Annotated in this window: 15 protein-coding genes; 7 read left to right on the forward strand and 8 right to left on the reverse strand. The window is 69.7% G+C overall.

Features of this window, described 5'->3' with window-relative positions; all coding sequences use genetic code 11:
• Positions 1 to 32 precede the first annotated feature (32 nt).
• A complete protein-coding gene (locus O1R50_RS22235; protein WP_408612788.1) occupies positions 33 to 326 on the reverse strand; it encodes a hypothetical protein in 294 nt (97 codons plus the stop codon).
• Position 327: 1 nt separating this feature from the next.
• The gene (locus tag O1R50_RS22240) at positions 328 to 1,383 is read right to left on the reverse strand and encodes a class E sortase (RefSeq protein ID WP_270112428.1); all 1,056 of its coding nucleotides are present in this window, start codon (positions 1,381 to 1,383) and stop codon (positions 328 to 330) included.
• Between the two features lie 238 nt (positions 1,384 to 1,621).
• On the opposite strand from O1R50_RS22240, the gene O1R50_RS22245 reads away from it, so the two are divergent.
• Entirely contained in the window at positions 1,622 to 1,885 is a 264-nt protein-coding gene (locus tag O1R50_RS22245) for a cell division protein CrgA (RefSeq protein WP_270112429.1), read from the forward strand.
• 257 nt (positions 1,886 to 2,142) lie between these two features.
• Here O1R50_RS22245 and O1R50_RS22250 read toward each other — a convergent pair whose 3' ends face one another.
• Both O1R50_RS22250 and O1R50_RS22255 read right to left on the reverse strand, forming a co-directional pair.
• A complete protein-coding gene (locus tag O1R50_RS22250) occupies positions 2,143 to 3,300 on the reverse strand; it encodes a thiolase family protein (protein WP_270112430.1) in 1,158 nt (385 codons plus the stop codon).
• The gene (locus tag O1R50_RS22255) at positions 3,293 to 3,811 is read right to left on the reverse strand and encodes a YbhB/YbcL family Raf kinase inhibitor-like protein (protein ID WP_270112431.1); all 519 of its coding nucleotides are present in this window, start codon (positions 3,809 to 3,811) and stop codon (positions 3,293 to 3,295) included. The genes O1R50_RS22250 and O1R50_RS22255 overlap by 8 nt, the downstream gene beginning before the upstream one ends.
• Before the next feature lie 375 nt (positions 3,812 to 4,186).
• Between O1R50_RS22255 and O1R50_RS22260 the strand changes: the two genes are divergently transcribed.
• A complete protein-coding gene (locus O1R50_RS22260; protein ID WP_270112432.1) occupies positions 4,187 to 5,362 on the forward strand; it encodes an aminotransferase-like domain-containing protein in 1,176 nt (391 codons plus the stop codon).
• Positions 5,363 to 5,789: 427 nt separating this feature from the next.
• On the opposite strand, the gene O1R50_RS22265 is transcribed toward O1R50_RS22260, so the two are convergent.
• Positions 5,790 to 6,158, reverse strand: coding sequence for a hypothetical protein (locus tag O1R50_RS22265; RefSeq protein WP_270112433.1), 369 nt, complete (start codon positions 6,156 to 6,158; stop codon positions 5,790 to 5,792).
• 116 nt (positions 6,159 to 6,274) lie between these two features.
• On the opposite strand from O1R50_RS22265, the gene O1R50_RS22270 reads away from it, so the two are divergent.
• Positions 6,275 to 6,787: a peptidylprolyl isomerase gene (locus tag O1R50_RS22270; RefSeq protein WP_205324426.1), complete on the forward strand. Its 513-nt coding sequence runs from the start codon at positions 6,275 to 6,277 to the stop codon at positions 6,785 to 6,787.
• A 10-nt stretch (positions 6,788 to 6,797) separates the two neighbouring features.
• Complete coding sequence (locus O1R50_RS22275; RefSeq protein WP_270112435.1) at positions 6,798 to 7,724, forward strand: rhomboid family intramembrane serine protease; 927 nt, start codon at positions 6,798 to 6,800, stop codon at positions 7,722 to 7,724.
• A 297-nt stretch (positions 7,725 to 8,021) separates the two neighbouring features.
• Here the strand turns inward: O1R50_RS22275 and mobA are convergent, their stop codons facing one another.
• A complete protein-coding gene (mobA, locus tag O1R50_RS22280) occupies positions 8,022 to 8,651 on the reverse strand; it encodes a molybdenum cofactor guanylyltransferase (RefSeq protein ID WP_270112436.1) in 630 nt (209 codons plus the stop codon).
• A 235-nt stretch (positions 8,652 to 8,886) separates the two neighbouring features.
• Positions 8,887 to 9,867, reverse strand: a complete 981-nt coding sequence (locus O1R50_RS22285) for a DUF4192 domain-containing protein (RefSeq protein WP_270112437.1) — start codon at positions 9,865 to 9,867, stop codon at positions 8,887 to 8,889.
• 302 nt (positions 9,868 to 10,169) lie between these two features.
• Here O1R50_RS22285 and dnaE point away from each other — a divergent pair, with 302 nt between their 5' ends.
• Both dnaE and O1R50_RS22295 read left to right on the forward strand, forming a co-directional pair.
• Complete coding sequence (gene dnaE, locus O1R50_RS22290) at positions 10,170 to 13,712, forward strand: DNA polymerase III subunit alpha (protein WP_270112438.1); 3,543 nt, start codon at positions 10,170 to 10,172, stop codon at positions 13,710 to 13,712.
• Positions 13,713 to 13,874: 162 nt separating this feature from the next.
• On the forward strand, positions 13,875 to 14,261 hold the full coding sequence (locus O1R50_RS22295; protein ID WP_270112439.1) for a hypothetical protein: 387 nt from the start codon (positions 13,875 to 13,877) through the stop codon (positions 14,259 to 14,261).
• A 28-nt stretch (positions 14,262 to 14,289) separates the two neighbouring features.
• Here O1R50_RS22295 and O1R50_RS22300 read toward each other — a convergent pair whose 3' ends face one another.
• Positions 14,290 to 15,147: an oxidoreductase gene (locus tag O1R50_RS22300; RefSeq protein ID WP_270112440.1), complete on the reverse strand. Its 858-nt coding sequence runs from the start codon at positions 15,145 to 15,147 to the stop codon at positions 14,290 to 14,292.
• Between the two features lie 105 nt (positions 15,148 to 15,252).
• Between O1R50_RS22300 and O1R50_RS22305 the strand changes: the two genes are divergently transcribed.
• Positions 15,253 to 16,128 (forward strand): LysR family transcriptional regulator, encoded by an 876-nt coding sequence (locus O1R50_RS22305; protein ID WP_270112442.1) that lies wholly within the window; start codon positions 15,253 to 15,255, stop codon positions 16,126 to 16,128.
• The last annotated feature ends 60 nt before the right edge of the window (positions 16,129 to 16,188 follow it).

Consider the following 16,188-nt stretch of genomic DNA (forward strand, 5'->3'; position numbering starts at 1 on the left):
TCCATCAGCGCCCCCACCAGTGCGTTCGAACGTTACTCCCCGTCTTCGGGGGACTCCGCGGTCTGCCAGTCCTCGGGGTCGAAACCGGTCCCGGGGCAGTCCACCCCGGGTGTGCAGGTCTCTCCCTCGGCCGGTTCGCCGCCGTCGTCGCCGTTCTCGACATTGACGCCGCCGGCCGGGTCGACGTTGCTCCACGGCATGAGCGGGCGCACCGCCGGGAACACCACGAACCACAGCAGGGCGACCATGCCGACGGTCAAGGCGACCGAGCCGATCAGTTTACCCGGAAGCCCCCCGGGGAGCTTCCGCCAGATCCACGAGTACACGTCAGACCTCCGGGTCGGTGGCCGCCGGGGGCAGTTCGCCCTCGGGGTCGCGCTCGATCGTGTCCACCAGCTGGCTGTAGACGACGTAGCGCTGGTAGTTGTCCCACCGCGGGTGGCAGGTGAAAAGGGTCAGCCAGTAGTCGTCGTCGCCGGGCTCGGCCCCGGGCTGGCCCGGGACCGGCTCGGTGATCTCCACCTGGGTCTCATCGACGACCACGTGCTCCTGCACCTCGTAGATGTAGAAGTTCTCCTTCGTCTCGATCACGACCTTGTCCCCGGCTTGGAGGGAGCGGATCTCGGAGAAGATCGCGGGCACGTTGTGGCCGGCGAGGGTGAAGTTGCCCTGCTCGCCGGGGTAGGCGCCGTCCATGTAGCGGCCCGGCGCGTACTCGATGTCGGCCGGTTCGGTGCCTTCGACGAGGGTCCAGGACTCGGGCCTGATGTCGGGCGCCCACATGCGGGCGAACGCGTCGCCGAGCTCGGGCACGGGCGCGCCGTCGACGCCCTCCTCGGCGACCTCGCCCTCCCAGATGTCCTCGAGGTCGGTGGAGAGCGTCTCCTGCTCGTTGTTGATCACCTGGGAGACGCCGAAGACCTCGTAACCGGCGTAGAGGAGGACGACCGCTCCGAGAGTGATGAGCACTTCGCCGAGGCCGCGCACGGTGGTGCGCAGGCCGCCGTCGCTGCGGTGGCGCTTGACCGAGCGCTTCTTGCGGGCCTCGCTGTCGGCGCCGGGCGGCGCGGGCGTCTCGTCGGCGGGGATCACCGGGAGGATCGCGGTCCCGTCGGGTTCGGGGACGAGGGGCGCGTGCTGGGCCTTCTTCGCGAGGCCGGGAGGGCGGAGTGCGGTGGTGCGGTCGGGGTCCGCCGCTGCGGGGGCGGGGTTCGGGGCGGGGACGCTGGCGCGGCCGGGGGTCGGCGCGGCGCCCGCCGGTCCCGGCGAGGGCCGCCGGCGTGGCGGAGGCTCGTTCGCGAAGGGGGACCAGTCCTGATCGCTCACCTGGAACGTCGCCTCCATAGTGCCGGTGTTCTCTTCGTTGGGGGATCTCGTAACCATAACGCGCGAGGCAATCCTAGGGTTGTACCGCGAACCCGGATATCAACCGAACGGGCAGGTGTGCGCGGTGCCTGCGCCATCGCGGCGGACCAGGGCGGGTCGCGCGTGTCGCGGCGCGGTCCAGGCGCTTCGGCAGCTCACCTCGCCGGGTGTGAGCTACGCGATGCCGCGCGGACGGCCCGTCACCGGCGGGCGGTACCCTGGACGCCGGACATGTCCCTCAGTTGGAGAGTCGTCGATGCCGAAGTCACGTGTGCGCAAGAAGAAGGTCTACTCGAGCTCCGGAACGAGCACGGGATCGACCTCGGGCGAGAGCTACGAGCCGAGCCCGATGTGGGTGCCGGTCACCGCCGTCGCCCTCATCGTCATCGGCATCGGCTGGCTCACCCTGTTCTACCTCTCGGGCATGAATTTCCCGGTCGGGGCCTGGGGCTACTGGAACCTCGCGGTCGGCTTCTCCTGCATGGTGGCCGCCCTGCTCGTCCTCTCGAAGTGGCGCTGACCCGAACCTCTTGACGGCGGGCCCCTCCGCCGCTGCTCTGAACGGAACCGGCGGGACCCCTTCGCCGTCCGAACCGGGCAGGCGAAGCATCCTCGCCGCTTGTTCGAACCGGTCGCGGCCGAACCGTGTCGGACCCCCGGCGTACCTTTACGCCAGGGGTCCCTAAGGGCGGATTTATCAGGATATTTCCTGACGCAACCAGATTCGCCCCCTCGAACGCGCCCCGCTGATGCGAGGCCGCCTCGCGGCAGCAGGCCTCACAACAGCTCGAACACGGTCGCGTTCGCCATGCCGCCGCCCTCGCACATCACCTGCAGCCCGCGCCGGGACCCGGTGTCGCGCATGTAGTGCAGCATCGTCGCGGCCAGCCGCGCCCCCGAAGCCCCCAGCGGATGCCCGAGCGCGATCGCGCCGCCGCGCGGGTTGAGCCGCTCCTCGTCCGCGCCGGTCTCCGCCAGCCACGCGAGCGGGATCGCGGCGAACGCCTCGTTCACCTCGAACACGTCGATCTCGTCCAGGTCGAGGCCCGCGCGCGCCAGGATCTTCGCCGTCGCCGGAATCGGCCCGTCCAGCATGAGCACCGGGTCCGATCCCACTGCGCACGCCGCCGCGATCCGCGCCAGCGGCCGCACCCCGAGCCGCCGCGCGTGCTCGTCCGTGGTGATGACCAGCGCCGCCGCCCCGTCCGAGATCTGCGAAGCCGACCCGGCGGTCACCGAACCGTCCGGAGTGAACGCCGGCTTCAGCCCGGCGAGCCTCGCCATGCTCGTGTCCCGCCGGATGCCCTCGTCCGCCGACACGCCCGCGACGGCCGCGATCTCGTCGTCGAACCGGCCGCCGTCGCTCGCGGCCGCGGCCTTCTCGTGGCTGGTGAGCGCGAACGCGTCCATCGCCTCGCGCCCGATCCCGTACCGCTCGGCCACCAGCTCGGCGGCCAGGCCCTGGTTGAACAGCACCGGCGCCGTCGCATCCACATGCGCCGCATAGCGTTCGCGCACCACCGGGCCGTACGGCTCGCCCGCGCCGGTACCGACGCTCGAGCCCATCGGGACGCGGCTCATCGACTCGACCCCGCCCGCCACGACCACGTCCGCGTGCCCGGCCAGGACCGCGGCCGCCGCGAACGAGATCGCCTGCTGGCTCGAACCGCACTGGCGGTCCACGGTGGCGCCGGGGATCCGGTCGGGCCAGCCCGCCGCGAGGACGGCGTTGCGGGCGACGTTCCAGGACTGCTCGCCCACTTGCGAGACGCAGCCGAGCATCACGTCGTCGACCGCGTCCGGTCCGAGGCCGGAGCGCAGCAGTGCCGCGTTCATCGCGTGCGCGGCCAGGTCCACTGCGTGCACGCCCGAGAGCACCCCGCCGCGCCGTCCGAGCGGCGTGCGGGCGGCGGCGAGGATGACGGCCTCAGGCATTGCGGTACACCGGCGCGATGACCGCACGCGCGATCGCGTTGAACGTGAGGTGGAGGGCGCCCACCGCCATCGAGGAGCTCGGGTCGACCTCCACTGGCGCCTTGAGGGCGTGCACGGCGAAGAGGTAGCGGTGCTCGGCGTCGCCGGGCGGCGGCGCGGCGCCCGCGTACCCTACGGTCCCCGAGTCGGTGCGCAGCTGCACCGTCCCCGCGGGCGGGGCGGCCGCAGCGCCCGCGGGCAGCTCGGTCACCGACGCGTCGAGGCCCAGGAGCATCCAGTGCCACCAGCCCGAGCCGGTGGGCGCGTCCGGGTCGAAGCAGGTGACGGCGAACGCGGCCGTCGCCGCCGGGAAGCCCGACCAGGCCAGATGCGGGGAGACGTCGTTCCCGCCGACCTGCGCGGGGTCGAGGGTGGCACCGTCGGCGACGTCGTCCGACACCACGGTGAACGACGGGAGCGGCGGCAGGTGGTCGTAGGGCCAGGGGGCCCGGGTGCGGTCGAGCGACGTCATCGTTCTCCTCAACTTCTCGGCCCGGCCCGCGGCGCCGGCCCTCCCCGCCCGCACGGGCGGCGGAGCCGCTTTCGCTTGCGGGGCCGCATGATCAACGGAACCGTCAAGTACCTCGCGGGGCGCCGGGACCCCACCTCTGCACCGTATCGCGGTCCGGCCGCCCGCACGAGCGGGCGCGCGGTGAACCTGCCGGAGCGGGACCGGTCCGGCTCTCCTTGAAAACGGGAGCGGACGCCGACCGGCCTACCGGGATCCGCGGTCCGGCTTTCCGGGAGGTCCGCGGTCGGGCCTTCCGGGACGAGCCGTCCGCATCGTGGACGCGGTCGCGGCTCGCGCTGCCGACGCGTGCGCCGGTGTGCCCGAACCTGACCCGCGATGCCGTCCGGTGAGGTGTGCCCGAGGCCGCCCATATGCCGCTCGACGTCCGCCCTGCGGGCCGCTTACGCTGGTGTCATGCCGAACACCGACGTCATCTCTTTCTCCCGGGGCGCCCCGTCGCTCGACATCGTCGACACCGAAGGCCTCAAGGCCGCCGCCGTGGCCGCGCTCGAAGCCGATCCGGCCGGGGTCACCGGCTACGGCACGTCCGTGGGCTACGGCCCGCTGCGCGAGTGGATCGCCGCCAAGCACGGCGTCACGCCTGCGAACGTGCTGGTCACCAACGGTTCCATGCAGGCCGACGCGTTCCTGTTCGACGAGCTCGTCAAGCCCGACTCGCCGGTGATCGTCGAACGCCCCACCTACGACCGCACCCTCCTCGGCCTGCGCAACCGCCGCGGTGAGCTGCACCCGGTGCGCCTCCAGGCCGACGGCCTCGACGTCGACGAGCTCGAAGGCATCCTCAAGGGCGGCGTGCGGCCGACCCTCGCGCACATCATCCCGAACTTCCAGAACCCGGCGGGCGTGACGCTCTCGGGCGAGAAGCGCACGCGGCTGCTCCAGCTCGCGAACGAGTACGAGTTCACGATCTTCGAGGACGACCCGTACTACGACATCCGCTTCCGCGGCGAGCAGTTCCCGACGATGCTCGAGCAGGACGCGACCGGCCGCGTCGTGTACGCGTGCTCGTTCTCCAAGACCGTCTGCCCGGGCCTGCGCACCGGCTACCTGGTCGGACCGACCGACATCATCGCGAAAATCGCCGGCGCCGCCACCAACACCTACATCGCGCCGAACATGTTCGCGCAGGCCACGATCTACCAGTTCGCGGCCTCCGGGGCGCTGGACCGCTCGATCGCGACGGTCAAGGCCGCCCTCGAGGAGCGCGTCGACCAGCTCTCCGCCTCCCTGCGCGCGCACCTGCCGACCGCTGAGTTCATCGTCCCCGACGGCGGCTACTTCCTGTGGGTCGACCTCGGCGAGGGCGTCGACTGCGCGAAGGTCGCGGCCGCGGCCGCCGACGAGGGCGTCCAGGTCGTCAAGGGCACCGACTTCGTGCTCGAAGGCGGCGAGACCTGCCTGCGCCTGGCGTACTCGGCGGTCAAGGCCGACCGGATCGACGAGGGCGTGCGTCGCCTCGCGAGGGCCGTCGAGGTTTCGAAGGGCCTCTAGGGATCGCCTGAGTCGCACGCTGTGTAAGCGATTGCGGACGTAACGTCGACAATGGATGGCGGTTATGCGCCATGGCGTATAACCGCCACCGCGACGCCCTTCCCAGAACGGAGACGGGGAGCGAAGATCGGTGCGTGACCGCGGTTCGCCGCGGTGCGGCCGTTATCCCGCCCCCATTGACGCCGGATCGGTGGACTCGCCCACTCCCCCCGAGGCGAGGCACCGGTCCGGCGTTCTCTTCGCACGCGTTCGGGGACTCGCGTCGCCGCGAATCCCCGATGCTCGTGCCGCCGCGGGTCCCGCCCCGCGACCGCATTCGGGCTCCGGCCGGTGTCGTCGCCGACCGGTCGCCCCTGTATTCAGTGATAAGCGGCTCGGCCGCTCGGGCCTCGCCGCTGTTCCATACACTCGCAGCGGAGTACGGCCGTCAGCGCGTGACGCTCTCGACCAGCTCCTCGGTAAGCGCCCGGTCCCGGTTTGCGAGCTCGGCGTCGTCCAGGAGCTCGTCCGCGAGGAGCGCCTCTCCGATCGACTCGGTCCGCTGCCGGTACCAGAGGTAGGCGGCGGCACCGCTGAGCGCGAGCCCCGCACCGATCGCCCCCACGACCCACGGCCACTTCCGGGCCGGCGGCTTCCTGAGCCCGACCTTCGTCAAGACGACGTTGACCTTCGGAACGGCCGCCTCCTTCGTACCCCTGGCCGCAGCGAAACCCGCGCTCTTCAGCGAGTTCACACCGTGCGTGAAATGGTCCACGGCCTCCTTGGTCGGAGTCGTGGCGTGTCGGCTGAAGCCCATGGTGAATGCCTCCTCTAAGTGCTTGTTGCCCTCATCGTGCCCCGGCCTGTGACACCGGTCGAGCGAAACGGGGGAGAAAGTTGGACGAACCTCGGCGGTCTGGCACCATAGACGCCATGACGAAGGCGACGCTGAAGACCAATGCCGGCGACATCCAGATCGAGCTGCTCGACAATCACGCGCCCAAGACCGTGGCGAATTTCGTGGGACTGGCCGAGGGCACCAAGGAGTACAAGGACCCGACGACCGGCCAGCCCGGTTCGGGCCCGTACTACGACGGTGTCATCTTCCACCGGATCATCGACGGTTTCATGATCCAGGGCGGCGACCCGACGGGCACCGGCCGCGGCGGACCCGGCTACCAGTTCGCCGACGAGTTCCACCCGGACCTCCACTTCGGCGAGCCCTACCTGCTCGCCATGGCGAACGCCGGGCCGGGGACCAACGGCTCCCAGTTCTTCATCACGCTGGGCCCGACCCCGCACCTGAACTTCCGCCACACCATCTTCGGCAAGGTCGTCGACGCGGACTCCAAGGCCGTCGTGGACCGCATCGGCAAGGTCGCGACCGGTCCGATGGACCGCCCGGTGAACGACGTGGTCATCGAGTCCGTCGTCATTGAGAAGTAACGACGCCTCGATGAGCGAAGAGCAGACGGCCCCCACCTGCTATCGCCACCGGAACCGCCAGACCTACCTGCGGTGCGTCCGCTGCGACAAGCCGATCTGCGCTGACTGCCGCATCGACGCTCCCGTCGGTTTCCAATGCCCCGACTGCGTGGCCGCCGGCCGCCGGACGATGCGCCAGACGCGCTCATCGTTCGGCGGCGGTGCCCGCGCGGGCGCGGCGGGCACCGTGACCAAGGTGCTCATCGGCGCCAACGTCGCCGTGTTCCTGCTCGCGGTCATCTCGGCGGGCAGCCTCGCCGCAGCGACCGGCTCGATGATGACGCCGCTCCACTTGATCGGCGCCGAGATCGGCTTCCTGCCGGGCTTCCAGACCTCGATTACCGTCGACCTCTTCGGCCTCGAGGTCAACGCTCCCGTCGTGGCCGCCGGCGGCTACTACCGCATGATCACCGCGATGTTCCTGCACTTCGGTGTCATCCACCTGCTGTTCAACATGGTGGTGCTGTGGATGCTCGGGCGGATCCTCGAACGCGACCTGGGCCCGGCACGGTTCTTCACGGCTTACATGCTGTCCGGCCTGGCCGGATCGGTCGCGGTCTACCTGTTCTCGTTCGGCACCTCGACTGCGGGCGCCTCCGGTGCCGTGTACGGCCTGTTCGGCCTGATGATCCTCATCAACCGAAAGCTCAAGCGCGACAACCAGGGTCTTTACGTGCTGCTCGGACTCAACCTGGTCCTGACGCTCATCATGGGCTTCAGCTTCGCGGGCCACGTGGGCGGTCTGGTCGGCGGTCTCGCCTGCGGTGCGATCCTGACCTTCACGCCGCGCGAGCGGCGGTCCCTGCACTGGGTCGGGTTCGCGGTGCTTCTGGTGGTGCTCGCGGCGATCACGTTCTTCCAGACGGGCCTGCTCGACAACCAGTACGACATCGTCTGAGTTCCGGACCGTCTATCTGCGGCGGTCCGGTTCGTCTTCTCCATCCTTGGGGCCCTCCCCCCGCCCCCCCCTCGCCCACCCGCCCTGTTGTCGTTGTCGTGCATGGTGTTGAGGGCCGTCGCTTTGGGGCGACTGGCCGACGGTCGTCGTTGACCGTCCGGGCGGTGCTTGTGCCGTCGGTCTGCGCCATTGGGCGCGCTCGGGCTGGGTTCCTGAACCGGGCCTGAGCCGCTAGGTGCGTCCTGGTGGGGTTGGTGCCGCCGTTCGCGATTGGAGAATTCGGTTCCCGCTCGCCGACTACTTCAGCTCAGCGGCCCAGGTTCGTGCCTGGGTGAGGTCGTCCGGTGTGTCGCAGTCGAACCACGGGGGCGGACTCGCGTGCTCCCAGGTGACGGTCTCGACTTCGATGCCGTCGAACAAGAGCCTGGCAGGGGCTCCCGATTCGACCTTGCTCGCGTTGTTCCGGACCAGATCGGTGGGCCACAGGCCGCACAGCCACTGCCTTCGCCCTGCGTTATCGCAGAACACCGCGCCATGCTTCGGAGTGGCACCCTCAGGGTCGGCCCCGCTCGCGTGCCGGTGGAGCAGATGCAGCGCCTCCGTGGTGAGGAAAGGCAGGTCGCCGCCGAGGATCGCCACCCGGTCGCAGCCGTCCGGCACTGCCGCCAGACCTGCCTGCACCGCCCGGGCCGGGCCGGAGCCCGGCGGATCCTCCAAGACCTGGAGCACCCCCTGCGGGAGGGGCTCGGCCTCGGGGGGCCGCGCGCCCACCACGACCCTTGACGCCGCGCCCTCGGTGGCCGAGAGCATCCGTTCCAGGATCGTTGCACCGCCGACGACCAGCTCGCTCTTCGCGCAGCCGGCGAAACGCCGTGCCTTGCCGCCGATGAGGATGATCGCGGCAAAGCCGCCCAGGTGCTCAACCATGCCCCCAGCGTAGCGATCACTCCGCCCCGGCGGGGTGCCGCTGGTCGGTCCCTCATGTCAGGTTTCGAATGAATGGTGTTGGCCATGCTTTCTCTTTCTCTCTCTTGGGTTTCAGCGGGCGGTTCGAGTTGCGGGTGGGTGCGAGGTTCGGGGACCGATAGGTGGATTCGGGGATGGTGAGGCCGGTCGGTGGTCGGAGGGCCTGCGTCCTGCTGCGGACCGGGTTCGGTGGCGGTCAGTCGCTGACCTCGGCTTCCTCTCGGTCGCCGCAGCCGATCCGCGAGAGCGCGCCGGGCGGGATGCCCGCCTGCAAGGCGGCCATGAGCATCTGGGCGAGCCTGTAGTGCGGGCTCGACTGCAAGGCGAGTTCGAAGGCCTCCAAGGCCAATACGCCGTTGCCGAAGCGGTAGGCGGCGAATCCCGCGACCGTTGCGGCCGGGGCGACCAGGTCGTCCTCGAGATGGCGGGCCACCCAGATCCACAGGTCGAGCCGGTTGCCTTCGAACTGGCCCGAGTTGATGCGCCGGAGTGCGTAGTCGCGGATGTCCAGGTCGCCGAGGGCCAGGCCCACCGCGGCGATGGCCTCCGGGTCGGGGAGCGCCTTCGCGCCCATCCAGCGGTCGATCGCCTGGAGGTCGAGGTCGCGCTGTGCTGCCCAGTCGAGTTCGGCGTCGGCGGTGAGCGCCGCCATGACCGCTCGCGCTACCGCCGCGCGTCGGCCCGGCGGGGCCGGGGCGAGCTGGGCGGCGATCGCGTTCCGGTCGGCCTCCGCGTACCCGCCCGCGACCGCCACTTCGCAGGAGGCCGCGGAAGTCTCCGGGAGGACAAGGCCTTCGTCGGGGCAGCAGGGTTTCTCGCAGGTGAGGCTGAACCAGCGGCCCTCGGCCACCCGCAGCAGGTCGAGCGGTATGACGCCGGCGGCGTGGTATCGGGAGGCGACACGTTCGGCGACCGCCTGAGCGAGCTCGGCTTCGCCGTAGACGACGACCACGCAGCCGTCGCATTCGTTGAGGCTCAGCTGCGCCGTGAGGTCCGGCAGGTGCTCCAGATGGTCGGCCGAACCCGGCAGGTCCACCCGGAAGGTGCACTGGAGTTCGCCGTTGAGGAGACCCACCACCACGAGGCTGTGCTCCGGGTGGAAGCCGAGCAGGAGCGGGACCGTTGTGAGGAGGTCCGTGGGGCCGTTGAGTCGGATTCTCGCTTGTGTCGTGTGCATATATCAACTGTCGGTTACATGCCCAGTACTGGCAAGAATTAATTTTTGCCCTGTGGATAACCGAATCGGTCCTGTGGATTGTTTGGTCCTGTTCGCGGGGTGTGATAACGGCGTGTCGGGGCGCTTGGCGTACGGCTCCCGAGGGCCTGAGAGGGAGGGCATCGCGGCCCGGCGTCCGCGCGGCCGCTCCGCGCGGGGCGATAGGGTGGAAGGTCTGAACCGGGCCGCCCGCGACCGTGCCGCCACAGCGCCGCGCGGGGGCCCGCAGCGGGCGAAACTACAGGTCAAAGCGGGAGCGAAGCGTGTCGAACCAGTACGTCCACCTACACGTGCACACTGAGTACTCGATGCTCGACGGGGCTGCGAAACTCAAACCCCTGTTCGCCGAAGCGGAGCGGCTCGGCCAGCCCGCGATCGCGATGACCGACCACGGGAACATGTACGGCGGCTACGCCTTCTATCAGCAGGCGAAGAAGACCGGCGTGAAGCCGATCCTAGGCATCGAGGCCTACCTCGCGCCGCACGACCGCTTCCACAAGAAGCCCGTCTGGTGGGGCGAGCCCTCCCAGCGCAGCGACGACCTCTCCGGTGCCGGCTCCTACACGCACATGACCATGGTCGCCAAGGACTCCGCGGGCGTGCGGAACCTCTTCCGCATGTCCAGCCTCGCCTCCTTCGAGGGCTACTACTACAAGCCGCGCATGGACCGCGAGATGATCGCCCAGCACTCCCAGGGCATCGTCGCCACGACCGGCTGCCCGTCCGGCGAGGTCCAGACGCGCATGCGCCTGGGCCAGATGGACGAGGCCTACCAGGCCGCCTCCGACTACCGGGACATCTTCGGGGCCGAGAACTACTTCCTCGAGATCATGGACCACGGCAACGACATCGAGCAGCGCGTCAAGAACGAGCTGTACGAGCTGGGCAAGAAGATGGGCATCCCGCCGCTCGTCACCAACGACTCCCACTTCGTGACCGAGGCCCAGAAGGACACGCACGCCGCGCTCCTGTGCGTCCAGTCCGGCACCACTCTGGACGATCCGAAGCGCTTCAAGTTCGACGGCCAGGGCTACTTCCTGCGCTCCGCGGAGCAGATGTACGGCGTCCGCTCCGACGAGATGTGGCAGGAGGGCTGCGCGAACACGCTGCTCGTCGCCGAGATGGTCGAGTCCTACGACGAGATCTTCGCCGTCCGGGACCGGATGCCCGTCATCGACGTCCCCGAAGGCCACGACCAGGGCACCTGGCTGCGCAGCCTCGTCCTTGACGGCCTCAAGGAGCGCTTCCCCGGCCAGGAGGTCCCCGCCGACTACCTCGAGCGCGCCGACCTCGAGCTCAGCGTCATCATCAACGCCGGGTACCCCTCGTACTTCCTGGTCGTCGCCGACCTCATCAGCCACGCCCGCTCCATCGGCATCTACGTCGGCCCCGGCCGCGGTTCCGCCGCGGGCTCGCTCGTCGCGTACGCCATGAAGATCACCAACATCGACCCGATCGAGCACGGCCTCCTGTTCGAGCGGTTCCTCAACCCCGAGCGCGTCTCGATGCCCGACATCGACATCGACTTCGACGACCGCCGCCGCGGCGAGATGATCACCTACGCCACCGAGAAGTACGGCAAGGAGTTCGTCGCCCAGGTCATCACCTTCGGCACGATCAAGACCAAGGCCGCGATCAAGGACGCCGCCCGCGTCCACCACGGCCAGCCGGGCTTCTCCATCGCCGAGCGCATCACCAAGGCCCTCCCTCCGCCCGTCGCGGCCACCGACATCCCGCTCTCGGGCATCGTCGACGCCGACCACCCCCGCTACAAGGAGGCCGGCGAGGTCCGGGCCCTCATCGAGAACGACGGCGACGTCCGCCAGATCTTCGACACCGCGCTCGGCCTCGAGGGCCTGATCCGCAACGCCGGCGTCCACGCCTGCGCGGTCATCCTCTCCTCGCAGCCGCTCATCGACTGCATCCCCATGTGGGCCAGGCCGGACGGGTCGATCATCACCGGCTGGGACTATCCGTCCTGTGAGGACATCGGCCTGCTGAAGATGGACTTCCTGGGCCTGCGGAACCTCACCGTCATCGGTGACGCCGTGGAGGCCATCAAGGCCAACAAGGGCATCGAGATCGACCTCGACACGCTGCCCACGAACGACCCGAAGGCCTACGAGCTGCTCGCCCGCGGCGACACCCTCGGCGTGTTCCAGCTCGACGGCACCGCGATGCGCGAGCTGCTGAAGCGCATGCGCCCCACCGAGTTCAACGACATCGTGGCCGTCCTGGCGCTGTACCGCCCGGGCCCGATGGAGGCGAACTCGCACAACAACTACGCCGACCGCAAGAACGGCCGCCAGCAGATCACCCCGATCCACCCCGAACTGGCCGAGCCGCTGGAGGAGATCCTCGCCGAGACGTACGGCCTGATCGTCTACCAGGAGCAGATCATGAAGATCGCGCAGAAGGTCGCGGGCTTCACGATGGGCCAGGCGGACACGCTCCGCAAGGCCATGGGCAAGAAGAAGGCCGACGTCCTGGAGAAGATGTTCGGCGACTTCGAGTCCGGCATGGTCGCCAACGGCTTCGGCAAAGAGGCGATCAAGACCCTCTGGGACATCATGCTGCCCTTCGCCGGGTACGCGTTCAACAAGTCGCACGCCGCCGGGTACGGGCTCGTCTCCTATTGGACGGCCTACCTGAAGGCGAACTTCCCCGCCGAGTACATGGCTGGCCTGCTCACCTCCGTGGGCGACTCGAAGGACAAAGCGGCCGTCTACCTTTCGGAGTGCCGGAAGATGGGCATCACCGTCATGCCGCCGGACGTCAACGAGTCCCGACACGTCTTCCACCCGGTCGGCGAGGACATCCGCTACGGGCTCGGCGCGGTCCGCAACGTCGGCGCGAACGTCGTCGCCGGGATCATCGAGGCCCGCGAGGAGAAGGGCGCCTACGCCGACTTCAAGGACTTCCTGCAGAAGGTGCCCGCCCCGGTCTGCAACAAGCGCACCGTCGAATCGCTCATCAAAGCGGGCGCGTTCGACTCGCTCGGGCACGCCCGCCGCGGCCTCGCCGAAGTGCACGAGAAGGCGATCGACGCGATGGTCTCCATCAAGAAGGAGGAGGCCCGCGGCCAGTTCGACCTGTTCGGCGGCATGATGGAGGACACCACCGAGACACTCGGCGTCGACCTCACCATCAGCGACGACGAATGGGACCGCCGCGACAAGCTCGCCTTCGAGCGCGAGATGCTCGGCCTGTACGTCTCCGACCACCCGCTGAACGGCTTCGAGCGGCTGCTTTCGTCAAATGCGGACCGTCCGATCGCCGCGCTCCACGGCGAGGAGATCGCCGACGGCGCGAACGTGCGGGTCGCGGGCATCCTCCAGAACGTCGCCAAGCGCGTCACCAAGCAGGGCAAGCTGTGGGCCTCGGCCACGCTGGAGGACCTGGCCGGCTCGATCGAGGTCCGCTTCTTCCCCAACACGTACGAGCTGGTGTCGGATTCGCTCGCGGACGACCTGGTGTGCTGCGTCAAGGGCAAGCTCGACCGCCGCGACGGCACCGCGCAGCTCATCGCCCAGGACCTCGCCGTCCTCGACACCTCCACCGGGCCTGAGGCGAACTCGGCGCCGATCACCTTGGCGCTCAGGGCGGCCGCAGTGAACCCGGACCTCATCGAGAAGCTCTCCGACACCTTCAAGACCCACCGCGGCGAAGCCCAGGTGCGAGTCCAGTTGGCGAACGGGCCGAAGACGACGATGCTCGCCCTCGGCGACCAGTGGCGGGTGCGGCCGTCGGTCGAGCTCTCGGCGGACCTCAAGGCGATCCTCGGCGTCGGCGCACTGGTCGGATAGCAGACAAGGCAGCCGCGCAGGGCGGCGACATGCAGAAGGCCCGGCCGCTGGAAAGCGGCCGGCCGCATTGGCTTCGACGGCGACGGCGACGACGACAGTGGTGGCGATGAACGGTGCCGGACCGATCGATCGGGTCCCGGCGCACTGGGCCAAGATGACCGCATGACCCCCGTTCACGAAATGGGCGCAGCCTCGCCGACCCGGCGACGGGCGGCCCTGCTGCGCTTCGCCACCGAAGCCGGCGCCTGGGCCGCCATCGGCATGGCCTTCGCCCAGATCTCCCTGCCCCTCGCCATCAGCGTGGTCCTCGCCTCCGTCGCCGTCCCCACGGTCTACGCCACCCCCGGCGACAAACCGCAGGCCCTCATCCCCGTGCCCGGCTGGGTGACCATCGCGATCCTCGCCGCGACCATGGTCGGCGGCATCGTCGCCGCATGGATCGCCTGGCCCTTGTGGGGTGCGGCCGCCCTGAGCGCCTTGACGATCGCCAGCCTCGTCGCGGAACTGCCGCGCTGGCGCTGGCTGCTGACCGTCAGGGTCAGTCCGTAATACCGGCATCACTACCGGACCCTGGTGCCTAAGCGTCGAAGTCGGTGCCGCGTGAGCAGTGTTCCCACGCCGCGAGTTCCTCGGTCTGGGACTTGAGTTCGGCACCGATGGCGTCGGCGGCGTCGTTGCCCAGCACCAGGCGCAGCGGAACCTGCTCGGCCGCAAGCGCTCCGAGGACCGCGGCGGCGGCCTTCGCCGGGTCGCCCGGTTCCTTGCCGTACGAGTCCGGGAACGCGGTCCTGAAGGGCCCCACGGTTTCGCTGTAGGCCTCGAGCGGCTTCGAAGTCGATTGGGAGCCGCTGGTCAACCCTGTCCGGAACGCGCCGGGCTCGACCACGAGCACGTCGATGCCGTGCGGCGCGACCTCGGCGGCGAGCGCCTCGCTCAGGCCCTCCAAGGCGTGCTTGGTCGCGGAGTACGCGCCCACGCCGGGGAAGGACATGCGCCCGCCCATGCTGCTGATCTGGACGATCGCGCCGTTCCCCTGGGCGCGCATGTGCGGCAGGACGGCACGGACGAGATTGGCGGGACCGAAGAAATGCAAGTCCATAAGGGAACGTAGTTCAGCGTCGGTGGTCTCCTCGATCGCGCCGATGTGCCCGCGTCCGGCGTTGTTGACCAGGACGTCGATGCGGCCGTACCAGAGCACGGCCTCGGCCACGACCTCCCTGATCCGGGCGGGGTCGGTGACGTCGAGTGCCACGGGGATCGCCCGGCCGGGGTGGGCGGCGGCCAGATCGTCCAGGGTCTCGGGCCCGCGGGCCGTGGCGATCACGGTGTCGCCTGCCGCGAGGGCGGCCTCTGCGATGGCGCGGCCGAAGCCGGAGGACGTGCCGGTGATGAGCCAGACGCGGCCTTCGGCGGTGCGGGTGCGGTTGTCGCTCATGGTGTTCCTTCCGATTCGGTGTGCGGTTCCTTTATCCCCCTGAGGGAAGTGGCACGTCCAATACCGGAATCGGACGACGTCATAAACGGCGCTTATGATCGCTGCGTGGAGTTGCGGCAGCTGCGGTACGTGACGGCGATCGCCGAGCACGGGAACCTAGGGCGGGCGGCGAAGTCGCTGTACGTCAGCCAGCCCGCGCTCTCATACGCGCTCAAGCGGTTCGAGGCCGAACTCGGGTTGCGGGTCTTCGACCGGACCCCCGCGGGCGTCGAGCCGACCGCCGCCGGACGGGAAGTCCTTCGCGCGGCGGCCGAGGCCGTGGCTGCGGCTGACCTCGTCGCTGCCGTCGCCGAACGGCACCGAGCCGGGCAAGTGCTCCGGGTCGGCTTCGAGGCGAGCGGCGCCGGCGAGTTGACCACGCGGGCCCGCGCCGAGTTCGCTGCCCGCCACCCGGAGGTGCGGGTGGTGCCCAAGCGGTTCGACTGGGGCGGCGAGGCCGACGCGCTCAAGCAAGGCCAGGTGGACGTCGCGTTCGTCTGGCTCCCAGCGGATCTCACCGGCTGCCGGAGCGTAGTGATCCACACCGAGCCGCGCGTGGTCGGGCTCCCCCGCGGGCATCGCCTTGCCGGCCGCGAGGCCGTCAGCGTCGTCGAGACGAACGACGAACCGCTCATGTGGACGGATAAGGCGCCGCGAGCCTGGGTCGACTGGTGGGCGGTCAATCCGCGCCCCGACGGCTCGGCGCCGGTGTGGGGCCCGCAGAACGACAACGTCGAGGAGATGCTCGAACAGGTCGCCGAGGGCGCCGCGATCTGCTTCGCCCCGCAGAGCATGGCCGCCTATTACGCCCGGCCCGACCTGGCGTGGGTTCCGCTCACCGACGCCGAACCGCTGCGGGTGGCCCTGGCCTGGCGCGCGAACGCGGACACGCCGCTTGTGAAGGGCTTTGCCCGAGTCGTCCGTGAACTCGCCTCCATGTGACGCAGGACTCGTCTCGTTCGTGGACTTCGCCGGTCACACTCTCCGGCCCTGATCCGTCTT

Origin of the sequence: Glycomyces luteolus (assembly GCF_027622875.1) — a bacterium.
GTDB lineage: Bacteria > Actinomycetota > Actinomycetes > Mycobacteriales > Micromonosporaceae > Glycomyces > Glycomyces luteolus.